This window comes from Mycolicibacterium wolinskyi, assembly GCF_002101965.1.
Classification (GTDB): domain Bacteria; phylum Actinomycetota; class Actinomycetes; order Mycobacteriales; family Mycobacteriaceae; genus Mycobacterium; species Mycobacterium wolinskyi.
This window is the reverse complement of the sequence record NZ_LQQA01000030.1, coordinates 34,289-48,214: the sequence shown is the minus strand read 5'-3', so window position 1 is coordinate 48,214 and position 13,926 is coordinate 34,289. Positions and strand designations below refer to the sequence as shown.

Here is a 13,926-nt window from a genome sequence, read left to right as displayed (position 1 = left end):
GATAGCGCGTTTCAGAACCGTCTGCCCGATGCCCCGGCGGTACTGGTGTGGCCTGTGTGACTTCCCAAGCCCGAACCAAAACGGAAAGAGCCCGGAGCACGATGGCGTCCGGGCTCTTCCCTCGGTTACTTGGCGTGGTTGCGCTGGTGGTGGTGATGCGCGGAGGTGCCGGGCTCGGGCATGTGGGACTGGTGCGGGAAGGCCTCGTGGTGGGTGACCTTCGGGCCGGTGGTGGTCGGCGAGGTTTCGGCGTTGGCGGTGGCGGCGCCCAGGAAGATCAGCGCGGGGGCGGCGGCGAGCGTGAAACCGGCGGCAACGCGGCGGGTGATGGTCATGTCGACTCCTTTGTCGGGTAAGGCTTTTCATTTGTCCGGTGTGTTCCGGCGTTGAAATAAGAATGCCGCGCCACGGGCCCGGCCAGTATCGGGCGACCGGCCCATCCACCGGTCGAACCGCGTGTCCCCCGATCGGGGGAACGCACCCGGAAAAACTCGTGTCGAGGCCGACCCCCAACGCGAAATAGGATTGGCACACAGTTCGAAAGGGGTGCCATGGCCGTCAAGAAGGCCGTCGCCGGGCTCGCGGTTGCGGTGCTCGCCCTCGGCGGCTGCACGCGCCAAGCCGAGGAGCCCGACGGCAGTCCAGAGGTCGACGTCCTGGGCAGCATGCTCGCGAGCGAGTCCGAGGTCAACATCATCCTCGGCACCGACTCCCTGCGCCCCAAGACCGCGTTACGGGTCCCCGCGAAACTCGACCCGGGCGAGCACGCGTCGCGCCCCGAATGCGTCGTCGTCATCGGCAATGCGATGGACTGGGTGTACCGCGACAGCGACTACCGGCAGTTCCGCGAAACGCTGCTCGCCGACGAGGAAGGCAACCTCGAGGTCGATCAGGCCGTCATCAAATTCGACAACCCGGCCGCGGCGCGGGCGGTCGTCGCTCGCACGGTGTCGGTGTGGCAGCAATGCGCGAACGACACCTTGACCATCACCGAGGACGGCGACAAGACGCCCGATCTGTTCGAGCTCGCGGCCCCGGACGTCGTCGACGGCATCGACGTGACGCACGATGTCTCACCGGACCTACCGGGTTACGGCAGCCGGCGCGCGATCCTCGCGGTCGACGACATGGTCGTCGATGTGCGGCTCACCGGATACGACCTCGACGACGGCAAAGCCGTGCAGCTCGTCAAGACCATCGCAGGCCGCAACTCGCTCTGACTACCGGAACGCCCCGTTGATCACCGGCTGGGTGATCATGCCTTTCTCGACGCCCCACATGGTCGCGATCGTGCGGTACTCACCGGTGCCCATCACGTGTTCGAGCGCCAGCCGCAAGGACTCGGCCAGCCCGGAGCCCTTCGCAACCGGCCACCCGTACGGCGCGGAATCGAACACCTCGCCTGCGGGCTGCAGCGCCCCGCCGCTCAGCTTGATCGCGAACCCGGTCACGGGCGAATCGGCCGTCATGGCATCGACTTCCCCGGCGATGAGCGCCGCGGTCACCTCATCCTGGTGGGTGCGCACGACCTTGTCGATCGGCGGCAGCCCGGCCGCGACGCACGCATCTGACTTCGCCGGGACTTCCTCGGTTTCCTGAATCGTGCTGTACGCCACGCCGACTCGCAGACCGCACGCCGCGGTGGGGTCGACGGCCGACCCGGTCTTTTGCGCCCACAGCGTGCCGGCCTGGAAGTAGGTGACGAAGTCGACGACGGCTTCGCGGTCGGCGGTGTCGGTGATCGACGACATCCCGACATTGAAATTGCCGTCCTGCACCGACGGCAGGATGCCTTCGAAGCCGGTCTCGCGGAAGTCGGGCACCAGCCCGAGCGTGCGCGCGACGGCTTTCATCAAATCGACGTCGAACCCGACGATCTCACCGTCGGAGTTCTTGAACTCGTTGGGCGCGTACGGCACATTCACGCCGATCACCAGACGCCCGGTCTCGCGGATCTCGGCGGGCACGGTCGCCGCGATCTCGGGCACCGCACCCGTCGGCGCCTCGACGGGCCCCGTCGTCGACGCCGAATCGGCCAAGCTCGGATCGCGGCCGGGACCACCGCCGTCCCGCAACTGCCACACCCCGACCGCGAGCACCGCCGCCACCAGAACCGTCGCCCCCGCAATCGCGGCCACGCGTCGTGGCGCCCGCACCCGAGGACGCGCCGCCGAATGCCGGCCAGACCGTCCGGTCGTACGCACGGGCACCGAGAGCGCCGCACGCGCGGCAGCCGCCAACTCGCCCGCGGACTGATAACGCTTGGACGGCTTCTTCGCCATGCCCTTGGCGATCACGTCGTCGAACGCCGCGAGCCGCGCATCCTTATCGGACGGCCGCGGGGGCGGCGACACCATGTGCCCGGCGATCTGCTGCTCAAGACTGTCGGCAGGATAAGGCCTTGCACCCGTGAGGCATTCGTACAACACGCATGCCAGCGCGTAGACGTCGGAACGAGGGTCGACCTTGCCTGCGTCGAACCGCTCGGGCGCCATGTAGGCGAGCGTGCCGAGTGTGCTGCCCGCGGTGGTCATGCCGGCCTCGCCCGCCGTACGGGCCAGGCCGAAGTCGATGAGGTACACGAAGTCGTTGTCGGTGATGAGGATGTTCGACGGCTTCACGTCGCGGTGGATCAGCCCGGCGTGATGCGCGGCGTCGAGGGCCATCGCGACCTGCTCGACCATGTTTACTGCGAACGCCGGTTCGAGCGGCTTGTCGGTCTTGGTCAGCATCGCCCCGAGATTGCGGCCCTCGATGAGCCGCATGTCGAGGTAGAGCCTGCCGTCGATTTCGCCGAAGCCGTGGATGGGCACCACATGTGGATCGTTGACGCCGGCCGCGGCGTGCGATTCCCGCTTGAATCGGTCCTGGAACGAGATGTCCTGCGCAAGGTGCGGCGGAAGGACTTTGAGCGCGACGATGCGGTCGGTTTTGGTGTCGTAGGCCTGATAGACCTCGCCCATCCCGCCGCGGCCGATCAGCTTCTGCAGCTGATAGTGCCCGAATGGTGTCGCGTCCACCGTTAACTCCTCGGGGGCGGCCTATCCGGCACGTCAATTGTGTCGATCGAAGTTACATCACTTTTCTTATGTGTGTAGGTCTCGATCACATCTGTTCGCAAAATTCGCTGGTTCTCCGTAAGAACTGATTCGCACACGCTGTGGCTGATGGGACCGATGTGATTTCGTAACTGCCCAGATCGCCGCCAATGACCGACAGAGCACATCTGCCCGGCTACCTTTGTCGCGAGCAGCGAAAGGGGGAACATGCGCGTCGACGGACGGGACATCACTGTCACCGGCAGATTGCTGCAACCGTTGACCCGCCGCACCAACGACATCCTTCGGCTGGCGTTGGCGACCCTGTTCCTCGCGACGGTCATCACGAGCTCGCTGATCACACGCTACGAGTGGGTGGCGCTGGAACGGTCGATCTCCGAGATCGTCGGCGTGCTGACGCCCACGCAGTCCAACCTCGTCTACCTGGCCTACGGCATCGCGATCGTCGCGCTGCCGTTCGTGATCCTCGTCAGCCTGATCCTGGGCCGCCAGTGGAAATTGCTCGGCGCCTATGCGGCTGCCGGGGCCATCGCGATTCTCTCGCTGTCGATCACGGCCAACGGCATCGCCGCACCGCGCTGGCATTTCGACCTCGACGACCGGCTCGATACCCAGTTCTCGCAATTCCTCGACGATCCACGGTGGATCGGCATGCTCGCTGCCGTGCTGACGGTGTCGGGGCCCTGGCTGTCGCGACGTCTGCGCCGGTGGTGGTGGACGCTGCTGCTCGCGTTCGTCCCGATCCACCTCGTCGTGAGCGCCGTCGTGCCGGCCCGGTCGCTGCTGGGGCTGGCGGTGGGCTGGTTCGTCGGCGCGCTGGTGGTCTGGGTCGTCGGCACCCCGGCCCTCGAGGTGCCGCTCGACGGCGCGGTGCGCGCACTCGCGCGGCGCGGTTTCCAGGTCTCGGCGTTCACGGTGGTCCGGCCCGCCGGCGCCGGACCGCTGCTGCTCGACGCCGCATCGCACGATCCCGACGCCACCGCCGTGGTCGAGCTGTACGGCCCCAATCAGCGCAGCGGCGGCGCGGTCCGCCAGCTGTGGCGCAAGTTCCGGCTGCGCGCGAACGAAACCGCGCCGCTGCAGACCTCGATGCGGCGCGCCGTCGAGCACCGCGCCCTGATGGCGATCGCGATCGGCGACCTCGGCCTGGCGAGCACGTCGACGATGTCGGTCGCCGCGCTGGACCGCGGCTGGACGCTGTACGCCCACAACCACAAACGCGGGACCCCGCTGGACCAGTGCACCACCGAGACCACGGTCGGCCGCGTGTGGAATGCGTTGCGCATGCTGCACGATCACCAGATCTCGCACGGCGATCTGCGCAGCAAGGAAATCACCGTCGACGACGGCGCGGTGCTGTTCGGCGGTTTCGGCAGCGCCGAGTACGGCGCCACCGACGCCCAGCTGCAATCGGACATCGCTCAACTGCTCGTCACCACCACAGCCCTGTACGACGCACCATCTGCGGTCACCGCGGCCATCGAAGCGTTCGGTCGCGAAGCCGTGCTCACCGCGTCCCGCCGGCTCACCAAAACCGCCGTGCCGGCACCGGTTCGGGATTCGGTGGCCGACGCCAAAGAGGTCATAGCCCGCGCCCGCGACGAGGTGATGCGCCAGACAGGGGCCGACCAGATCAAGGCCGAGACGATCACGCGGTTCACCCGCAATCAGGTGATCCAGCTGGTTCTGCTCGTGGCGCTGGTCTATGTCGCGTATCCGTTCATCAGCGCGGTGCCGACCTTCTTCTCCGAGCTGCTCACTGCGAACTGGTGGTGGGCGTTACTGGGACTTGCGGTGTCGGCGTTGCGCTATGTGGGCGCGGCCGCCGCCCTGTGGGCCTGCGCCGACCGGCTGGTGAGCCTCCGCAACCTGTCAATCATGCAGATCGCCAACACTTTTGCCGCGACCACCACCCCGGCAGGCGTGGGCGGCCTTGCGCTGAGTACCCGATTCCTGCAGAAGGGTGGCTTGAGCACCGCGCGCGCCACCGCTGCCGTGGCCTTGCAGCAGTCGGTGCAGGTGATCGTGCACGTGCTGCTGCTGATCTTCTTCAGCACCGTGGCCGGCGCCTCGGCCGACCTGTCGCATTTCGTCCCGAGCTCGACGGTGCTGTATCTGATCGCCGGCGTCGCACTGGGCCTCACCGGTGTGTTCCTCGCGGTGCCCAACCTGCGCCGGTGGTTGGCCTCGGCCGTACGACCCAGGCTTCAAGAAGTCACCGACGACCTCGTGAAGCTCGCACGCGAACCGCACCGGCTCGCGTTGATCGTCCTCGGCGCGGCAGGCACGACTCTCGGTGCGGCCCTGGCACTGTGGGCCAGCGTCGAGGCGTTCGGCGGAAACACGTCGTTCGTCACCGTCACGGTTGTCACGATGATCGGCGGCACGCTGGCCTCTGCCGCACCAACCCCCGGCGGCGTCGGCGCGGTGGAGGCTGCGCTGATCGGTGGCCTCGCGGCGTTCGGCGTGCCCGCCGCGATCGGTGTGCCCGCGGTGCTGCTCTACCGCGTGCTGACGTGCTGGCTGCCCGTGTTCATCGGCTGGCCGGTGATGCGCTGGCTCACCATGAACGACATGATCTGAGCCGCGCGCCGAGACCGACACAATGGTCGGAATTCAGCTGGCGCATCGACCTTTTCGTTGACCTCGAGGCACGTCAACCCTTGAATCGGGGCAATTCCTCAAGCGCTTGGCTGATCAGCTCGCGCACAACGGCTTCGTCCACGTCCTCGACCGAGCGATACCGTAGTTTTCTCACGTACTTCGATTCCGACGGTTCGAACCCGGTGCTGGGCTCGCGCAACAGGCTGCCGAAATGAAACGCCAGATGCACCTGCCGCTTGGTGGCGGCGACAGCGCACACCCAGTGGTCGAAGTCCCCATCGACCGTGAACGTCAACTGCCGCCACTTGACGGCAACGTCGAACGGCGCGTGTCCGGCAATTGTGGATATGAGACGCTCGGCGATCGGGCGAGTGTCAGCGGGCAGGCCGGCCAAGAACTCAGCTGACCGGCTGTCACTCATCACACCACGCTACTCAGCGTGCACCGCAAACACGAGGTCGCTGTGCAACAGTTCCTGAGCAGCCCGTCCCGGCGGAATTCGCGGCCCCGGCGATCACCGCGAGATGAGATGATCGACAGTCATGGACCGCGCAGACCTCGTGCGGCGAGCCGATGGCCTGCTCGCCGACATGGGCAAGCTCCGCGCGGAGATCGCCGCGAGCGTCCGGTCCAACACCGATGTCGTCGTCGACCAGGCGCTGAAATCGGCGCCGGTCGAGAGCCTGCGCCCCTATCTTCCGCGCGGGGCCCGTATCAGCGCGCTGATCAATTCGCAGTACCGCACGGTCGCTGACATCTACGGCGTCGCGCCGCACATCCTGACCCAGGTTCCCGGTGTCGACATCGCGACCGCGCAGGCCGTTCAGTCCGCGGCCCAGGCCAAGGCCGACCACATCCGCTCGACCACCCGACCCAGGCTGGACCGGGAATCTGAGGCCGACACCGCGCTGCTGACCAACCTGATGGTCCTCATCCGCGCGGATACACCCGTCAAACAGCTCCGGCGGCTACTCCCCCGGTTGCGGGCACGCGTCGGAATGCAGAACGGATCCGGACGGCGCCGACGCGACGACGCCCCACCGGTCGCGCCCGATCCACTGGTCAACAAGGTCGCAGAGCTCATCGACCGGATCGAGGACGCCCGCAGGCCCGAGCCCGACAGCTGGATCGCGTACCGACGCGACGCCGCGACCGTCGACCGGCTTCTCGGTGAATTCTCGTCGGGGACAACTGATGTGGACGCGTCACAAGGTTTCGTCGGTGCGAGCGTCGCCGTGCAAGTCGAACGAACGGGCCTGGACCGGTCACTGCTGCGGACCGAGCTGCGCGACTACCAGTTGTTCGGCGCCCAGTACGCGGTGGCACGCCGGCGGGTTCTGCTCTGTGATGAGCTGGGTCTCGGCAAGAGCATTCAGGCCCTCGCCGTCGCCGCGCATCTGGCGGCCGCCGACAAGATGCGCCACACGCTCGTGATCTGCCCGGCCAACGCGAGCATCCACTGGGCCGACGAGACTGCGAAGCACACCGCACTGACCCCGATCGAAATTCGCGGCAGCCAGCGCGAAGCCCGCTTGGCCGAATGGAAAGACAAGGGCGGCTTGGCCATCGTCACTTTCGACATGCTGAGACGGATCACCCTGCCAGAACGGCCCGGGCTGGTGATCGTCGACGAAGCGCATCTACTGCGTGACCCCAAATCCGACCGTGCCCGCGCCGTGCGCAATGTCTTGACCTCCGACGACCGGGTTCTGTTCCTGTCCGGCGTCGCGATGCACAACCGGATCGAGGGATTCCGCCACCTCGCCGACTTTCTACAGCCCGACGTCGCCGGCGAGGTGACGCCGGCGACGGGTGCGCAGGGCTCGGTGGCGTTCCGGCGGGCAGTGGACCGGGTGTATCTGCGCCGCGACTTCCACGACGTGATCGACGAACTGCCACAGCGTATTTCGACCGAGGAGTGGGTGCGCCTCACCAGCGCCGACCGGGACCGCTACCGGCGTGCGGTGTCGAGCGGGAATTTCACCGCGATCCGCCAGGCCGCCTGGCCGTCCGGGGCGCCGGCGCCGGGCGCCAAACTGGACCGGCTGATCGAGCTCACCAACGAGGCACACATCGACGGAGCACACGTCGTGCTCTTCTCGCACTTCCCGGCGGTGCTCGATGTGATCCGGAAGGCGTTGCCGGGCAATATGTTCGGGCCGCTCGACGATTCCGTGCCGGATCGCCAGGCCACGGTCGACGCGTTCGCGGTCGATCGCGGTCCCGCGACGCTGCTGGCGCACATCGACGCCGGGCCTCTCGATCTGCGGCGGTTGACGGTACCCGCGGTGTTCGTGATCGCCGAGCCGCAGTGGGAGCCGCGAGCCGAGCAGCGAGTGATCGGGCGAACACAGCGCATCAGTGAACTCCACACGGTGCGGGTGCACCGGCTGCTGGCACGCGGCAGTATCGACGAGCCGATTCGCCGGCTCGCACAACGCCCTGACGAGGCGCCGCCGCATCAGGATGAGATGGTGCGCGCCGAGCAGGCTCGGTTGGCGAGGTAGGTGTCACCCCTTCGCGAGTGTGCGGTGGGGGCGACACCGGCGCGATTTCGCCGACCTCAGCGCACGGTCGAGTGCGTGAGCGCACAGTCGGATGCTCAACCCCACGGCTTCGGCTCGTGGAACCGGTTGATGATCGGGATGCGCTCGATGATGCGGTCGCGCAACCGTGGTTGCGGGTAGGTCACCGGCGGTGGGGCAGGCGGCGGCACGAACGCCGGTGGGGGTGGCGGTGGCACGTACACCGGTTCCGGCGCTGGTGCGGGCGGCACGTACTCGGGCGGCGAGTAGGCGGGCGCATTGTCGACCTCGGCCACCGGGGCAGGAGCGGGCGCCGGTGCCGCCGGCTCAGCAGCGGGCGCCGGTGCCGCGGGCTCGGGCGCGGGCGGTTTCGCCGCGGGCCGGGCAGGTGGCTTCGCGGCAGGCGGCGCGGGTTTGGGGACGGCCTTCGGAGCCGGCGCCGGGCGCGCAGCGGGCGCGGGTTCGCTGATGTTGGCGACCTCGGCCGACGGCGCCACCGCGCCGGGATGCAGCTTGATGCCGACCGCGGCCGACGTGGCGACGACGAAGGTCACCACGGCGGCGGCGAGGACCGAGGTCAGCGCGCCGACCTTCGTCAGGTGCAGGCCCCACCTGGACCGCGTCGTATCGGCAGGCGTGTTCACCGCGAGCGCCGCGGCCAGGCCCGCGCCACGCGCATAGGCCAGATCGGATTCGGCGGCGGAGATGACGGGAACGGTCGCCATGTCGGTGAGCGCCGCGACGATCGCCTCGTCGCAATCGGAGCCGAGCACGAAGATCGCGTCGGTGTGCCCGCCGGTGGACTCTTCGAGTACGGCCTTGATGTTTTCGATCAGCTCGGCGGCTGTTGTGTCCTGCGGAGACCGGTCAATCCGGTCCGCCGAGACCGCGTCGGGTGTGACGGTTGCCGCGACTGCGGCATCCGATTCGATGATGCACACCGCGATCTCGTCGTAGCCCGCGATCTCGGCGATACCGCCGGCCAGGACGCCTGCGGCCTCGACCTCCGAGACTGCGACGACGTTGCCGAACCCGCGGTCCTCCAGCGACTGCAGGACATGGCCGGCCAGCGGCGCGGCGTCAGCGGTCCAGGTGACACCGATTGCGTGGATGCGGTTGCCCGCGGCTTCGGTGTCTTCGACCAAGCCCTTCAGCAGACCCGCTGGGTCGTACGTCGCGACATCGTCGATCGTGATCGCACCGCGGTCGACGGGATCGCCCTCGCCCGTCGTTCCGTCGACGAGCACCCACCGGACGGCTCTCGACGTCATCGCGAGGCCGAGCACGAGGTCCATATCGATCCCCCGTTCTGGCTGATACTCCAGAGCCGAGGTTACCGGTGTGACGGCGCTTACTCTCGATTGTGGCTCGTCTTGATGCGGAATCTCACGATTTCGAGCCCTATATCTGCCCTCCGAATTTGGTGCATCAGCGGCTTCCTGAGCGGTCTTACGATCGGTTTCTACGTCCGAATCCGACGTCTCGGCGCCCCTGGTGGGAGACAGACATGACGGTGATGACACGCCGACGCTGCCCCGCAGTCCTTGCGGTCCTCGTACTCCTCATAGCGCTGGTATCCGGCCTCGGTCAGCCGGCGCTCGCTCGCGCCGACGGCCAAGGGTGCCCCGCCCAGGTCGCCGCCCTGGACGACAATCAAGCCAGGATCGCCGAGCACAACGCGCGCGGCGGCGGGCCCGGGCCGCCCGAGATCGTCATCCCGTACAACCGCGAGGCCGATCAGCTCAACGCCGAGAAGGACGCCCTGGTCGCGAGCCTGCAGGCCTGTCAGCTCGCCATCGGCAAACTCCGCGACAACGGCCCCGCGCCGAAGGCCCTCAAACCCACGGTCCTCAGCGACCTCGGCAAGGCCGCGGCCGCCGCCCGTCCGCAGTGGACGTCACCCACGCCGCCGGTCAAGCTCGGCGACGGCCGGGTCACCGTTCCGAAAGACCACGCGCTGCGGCCGGTGTGGGACGTCGTCAAGAACCAGGTCACGCCGCTGAAGCCGTACCCCAACGTGCCGCTACAGGGCGAGCGGCGTCCCAGCGTCGGCGACAGCCATCCGTCCGGATACACCGTCGGCTCGAAACCCAACGGTGCCCCGGCCGTATCGGCCGACCACATCGTTCCCAAGGTGGAAATCCTCTACCTGCCCAGGTTCTTGGAACTGACACCCGAGAACATGTGGGAAGTGCTCAACGCCGCGTCGAACCTGCAGTGGTTACCGTCGGAGGTCAACACCAGGAACAAGAACTCCAAATCAGCCGCGGACATGCAGGACGTCGACCCGGACTGGCAGAAAGAGCAGGTCGCGCTGCAGGACCGCAAACGCCGCGAACTGACGGACATGATCGCCCAATTGGCCGACAGTCAATTGCCCAACCCATGAGCGACGAGGACGGTTTTGCCTGAGATGGCCGGTATCGACGAGGCGGCCCTTGCCGCCGCAGCGAGTTGGGACACCAAGCCCATCAGCATCCTGACGCCGAGCGCGCAGACCCGCACGGCGGTACCCGAATCGTGGTGGCCTGTTGTCGAAGCGGCCGATCCCGACGAACGCAAACGCATCGCGGTGCAGCGATGGGACGCCGAGTTCCTCGATCTCATCCCGCGATTCGCCGACGCGTTGCACAGCCAGCTGGTCGACGTTCGGGCGGCCAAACACGATTGGCTGGATGCGCCCTCACTCGACTACGTACTGCGCACCGAGGAAGGCGAGCTCGCGGTGTGGGTCGGTGAAGACCCACGAACGTTCGGCGCCACCGCACCGCCGTACTTCGAGTCGCTGCCGGAGCCGGCGCGCGAATTCTTGCGGCAGACCCACGCCGGCTTCACGACGTGGGACGGCGAGTCGTGCGGGTTGATCGCACCACGCCACATGACGACCCTGGCCGCGCGATGGGGTGACCCAGACAGCAACGACATCCTGGAATGGGAAGAGGACGATTACGTGTTCCCCGGCACGCAGCGGCTGCTGTTCGTGACCGAGGGCGGGTCGGATGCGAGCCTGTGCACCTCACCGGATCTGCCTGCCGGCCTTGCCATCACATATTTCGAGCCCGACTTCGAGGTGAAGCCGTTCGGAGAAGCGCTCGACCAGTTCATGAACCTACCGCTCTAGGGGTGCGCAGTGAGCTATCCCGGACCCTGGCCGCCCGTCCCCCAGTCCCCGCAACCCGGCTGGGGCTCTCCACCCGGGTGGGGCCCGCCGCCGCAGCCACCGCAACCGCCTCAATGGGGGCCACCGCCGGGTCCACCGTACGGATGGCAGCCACCGAAACGCTCACGGCGCAAATGGATTTTGACCGCAGTGGTGGTGGTGATGCTCGTCGCGGGCGTCGGCGGATTCCTCGGTTTCCGCCACCACCAGAGTGAGCAGCGACTCGCCCAGATCCGTGCCGCGGTCAACGAATTCGCCGAAGCCTCCGACACTGCCGATACCGAGAAGATGGTGACGTTGATGTGCCGGGCGGAAGCTGCCGAGTTCACCGAGGGATTCGAGGGCGATCTCGACAACGGCGGGCCGATCGAACCGGCCAGCCGCCGCCCGGTGAACATCGAATCGATCACCGTGTCCGGCGACGAAGCCACGGTCGAAGTGACGCGGCCGCCGGCACCGACGAAGACCTTCAAGCTCAAGCGTGAAGACGAGTCCTGGAAACTGTGTAATCCCGAATAACCAGGAAGGCCGGGGCTGACGGTCGAATGACCATCACCCCCGGCCTCCGCCGTCAGATGTCGCCGCGCGAGAAATCCGCGAGCAGCGTCGGCACCGCCGAGTCGAACCCGGAGATGTCGAGCTGGCGCGGGTCGGCCGGATCGGCGATCGAGTTGCGGGTCGCGGTCATTGCCACAACCACGAGCCGTGCGTCGATACCCATCTTCTGGCGGTACCGCTCCAGCGCCTGGTGCGGGTGGATGCTCCCGTACCAGGTCTCGTTATCGGTGTAGATGTGGAACGTATCCACCTTCACCCGATTCTTGAGCGCCCAGATCATCGGCTGCGCGCAGTCCGTTGCCCCCATCGGGAGCGCCTGGGTGTACGCGCACACATCGTCGAGACGACGACGCGGGCTGATGTCCAGCTCGGTGATCGCCGTGCTGGACCAACCGCCGGCACCGGCGGTGAAGCCGACGATCCGGTGCTGGCGCTCGGTCGCCGCGGTCACCATCGCGAGCGCCGCCGACGCCTCACGGCACGTCACCGGTAGACCCGACACCCGCGAGCTCATCGAGCCTGAGATGTCGAGCGCCAGCAGCGTGCGCTTGTTCGCCGGTCGCACCGCGCCGTAGGCCGCGTAGAACGCGGCGTCGAGCGCATCGGAGATCCGCGCGACGGGCGTCCACGTGGCCTGCCCGCGCGCACCCTGGCCGGAGGCGTAGGTACGCTGCGCCACAAGCACATTCACCGGGTGCACCCGAGCCTTCTTGAGGCGCTCGGCGTCGGCCAGCTGGCCGGCCACGGTCTCGCCGACCGCACCGGACAGCAGCCCGAGCCGGGTGAGCCGCGGCAGCTGACGCATCAGTGCCGTCTGCGGCATACCGCGCGCGATCAGCGCCTCCCACACCGCCGGCTCGGCCAGCGCTGCGTCGGGCAGCATCTCCCACGACAGACCGTGGCCGCGGCCGACGATCTCGACCCACTGGGCCGCCGTCGACGCCGCCTGCGCATCCTCGAAGTCGGCGATGATCGCCAGCTCGTCGGGCACGACGTCGGCACGCAGAACCGGCCGGACCACGGTGCGCTGCCCGGCCTTCAGCTGCTCGCCGGTCAGCCGGACCGGCGTCTCCGTGTAGTCACCGAGACCCTTACCTGCCGCCCAGTTGAACGCCATGCGCCGGGCCGGATCGACCACGCCCGACGGGCTGGCCAGCCGCAACATGTCGCGGTGGCTCCACCCGCCGCGCTGCCGGTACTTGACGAGCTGGTAGGCCAGCGCGTCGACCGGCCGCTCGGTGTACCACTGGCTGACCGCGCGACGCAGCGTCGGACCCCAGCCACGGAACTGCTCGACGTAACCCGCGAACAGAAACAGGTGGGTACCGGTGCGCGCGACCCGCGGCAGTGCCGCCAGCGCCGCACGCCGACCGTCGACGTCGCCCGCCGAGGCCGCGATGGCCAACGCGAACAGCGCCGGGTTCTGCTTGGGCGCACGGCCCGCTTCGGAAACCTCGACGATGCGGCTCACGAGCCCGATCGGATCGATCGCGGCCGCGCGCAACACCACGTCGGCGTTGTCGCGCGTCAGTTCGCGGTCCGCGGTGTAATACGTCCCACCGTCGGTACCGATCGTCAGGAAGCGGTGCACCCGCGCCCAGTCGTCGACCGAGAAGGTGTAGCCGCCAGCGGCATTGAGCACCTGCTCCGGCTTGGCGGCCAGCGCCTGTGGCGTCCGGCGCAGGCTGATCGTCTTCAGAATGTCCATGGGGCTACTCCTTTCGTTGTCGTGGGTCTTGCGGGGCCGCGAGCGTGTGAGACGTCGACCGGAAACGCAACAGACGAGCTGTCACGCCAGGAGTCGAACCTGAATTGCACCGGATAACCGATCGACTGCCGGCCCGCGGCATTGAAGTTGTGGGCCAAGCGATGTGGGCGTGTGAGTCATCGACCGGAAATAAGAGCTCTGCCGACTGAGCTACCGCCCCATGTAGGGCGGGCAGGATTCGAACCTGCGACCTCTCCATCCGTAGTGGTAACCGATCAACATCCGGCTCACATCACCGGCCCGCAGAACGGT

11 protein-coding genes are annotated in these 13,926 nt (G+C 67.7%); 6 read left to right on the top strand and 5 right to left on the bottom strand.

Translation table 11 applies throughout. The annotated features are described in order from the left end of the window. Positions 1–125 precede the first annotated feature (125 nt). Positions 126–335: a hypothetical protein gene (locus AWC31_RS23835; RefSeq protein ID WP_085146423.1), complete on the bottom strand. Its 210-nt coding sequence runs from the start codon at positions 333–335 to the stop codon at positions 126–128. Positions 336–551: 216 nt separating this feature from the next. On the opposite strand from AWC31_RS23835, the gene AWC31_RS23830 reads away from it, so the two are divergent. Beyond that, positions 552–1,220 carry a sensor domain-containing protein gene (locus AWC31_RS23830; protein ID WP_085146422.1) on the top strand — a complete coding sequence of 223 codons (669 nt, stop codon included), beginning with the start codon at positions 552–554 and terminating at the stop codon, positions 1,218–1,220. Here AWC31_RS23830 and stpK7 read toward each other — a convergent pair whose 3' ends face one another. Continuing rightward, the gene (gene stpK7, locus AWC31_RS23825; protein WP_085146421.1) at positions 1,221–3,020 is read right to left on the bottom strand and encodes a serine/threonine protein kinase StpK7; all 1,800 of its coding nucleotides are present in this window, start codon (positions 3,018–3,020) and stop codon (positions 1,221–1,223) included. It abuts the gene before it with no gap. A gap of 246 nt (positions 3,021–3,266) precedes the next feature. Here stpK7 and AWC31_RS23820 point away from each other — a divergent pair, with 246 nt between their 5' ends. Further along, positions 3,267–5,642: a lysylphosphatidylglycerol synthase transmembrane domain-containing protein gene (locus tag AWC31_RS23820; RefSeq protein WP_085146420.1), complete on the top strand. Its 2,376-nt coding sequence runs from the start codon at positions 3,267–3,269 to the stop codon at positions 5,640–5,642. A gap of 73 nt (positions 5,643–5,715) precedes the next feature. Here the strand turns inward: AWC31_RS23820 and AWC31_RS23815 are convergent, their stop codons facing one another. Next, a complete protein-coding gene (locus tag AWC31_RS23815) occupies positions 5,716–6,084 on the bottom strand; it encodes a DUF1801 domain-containing protein (RefSeq protein ID WP_133060220.1) in 369 nt (122 codons plus the stop codon). A gap of 121 nt (positions 6,085–6,205) precedes the next feature. On the opposite strand from AWC31_RS23815, the gene AWC31_RS23810 reads away from it, so the two are divergent. Next, entirely contained in the window at positions 6,206–8,170 is a 1,965-nt protein-coding gene (locus AWC31_RS23810; RefSeq protein WP_085146418.1) for an SNF2-related protein, read from the top strand. A gap of 95 nt (positions 8,171–8,265) precedes the next feature. On the opposite strand, the gene AWC31_RS23805 is transcribed toward AWC31_RS23810, so the two are convergent. After that, on the bottom strand, positions 8,266–9,483 hold the full coding sequence (locus AWC31_RS23805) for a DUF7159 family protein (RefSeq protein ID WP_085146417.1): 1,218 nt from the start codon (positions 9,481–9,483) through the stop codon (positions 8,266–8,268). Between the two features lie 212 nt (positions 9,484–9,695). Here AWC31_RS23805 and AWC31_RS23800 point away from each other — a divergent pair, with 212 nt between their 5' ends. Genes AWC31_RS23800 through AWC31_RS23790 form a run of 3 tightly spaced genes read left to right on the top strand, consistent with a single transcriptional unit; the run spans position 9,696 to position 11,867 of the window. After that, a complete protein-coding gene (locus tag AWC31_RS23800) occupies positions 9,696–10,577 on the top strand; it encodes a hypothetical protein (RefSeq protein ID WP_085146416.1) in 882 nt (293 codons plus the stop codon). 15 nt (positions 10,578–10,592) lie between these two features. Then, complete coding sequence (locus tag AWC31_RS23795; RefSeq protein WP_133060219.1) at positions 10,593–11,309, top strand: hypothetical protein; 717 nt, start codon at positions 10,593–10,595, stop codon at positions 11,307–11,309. Between the two features lie 9 nt (positions 11,310–11,318). Further along, on the top strand, positions 11,319–11,867 hold the full coding sequence (locus AWC31_RS23790; protein ID WP_085146414.1) for an Rv0361 family membrane protein: 549 nt from the start codon (positions 11,319–11,321) through the stop codon (positions 11,865–11,867). Between the two features lie 52 nt (positions 11,868–11,919). Here AWC31_RS23790 and AWC31_RS23785 read toward each other — a convergent pair whose 3' ends face one another. Further along, positions 11,920–13,614: a TROVE domain-containing protein gene (locus AWC31_RS23785; RefSeq protein WP_085146413.1), complete on the bottom strand. Its 1,695-nt coding sequence runs from the start codon at positions 13,612–13,614 to the stop codon at positions 11,920–11,922. Positions 13,615–13,926 lie beyond the last annotated feature (312 nt).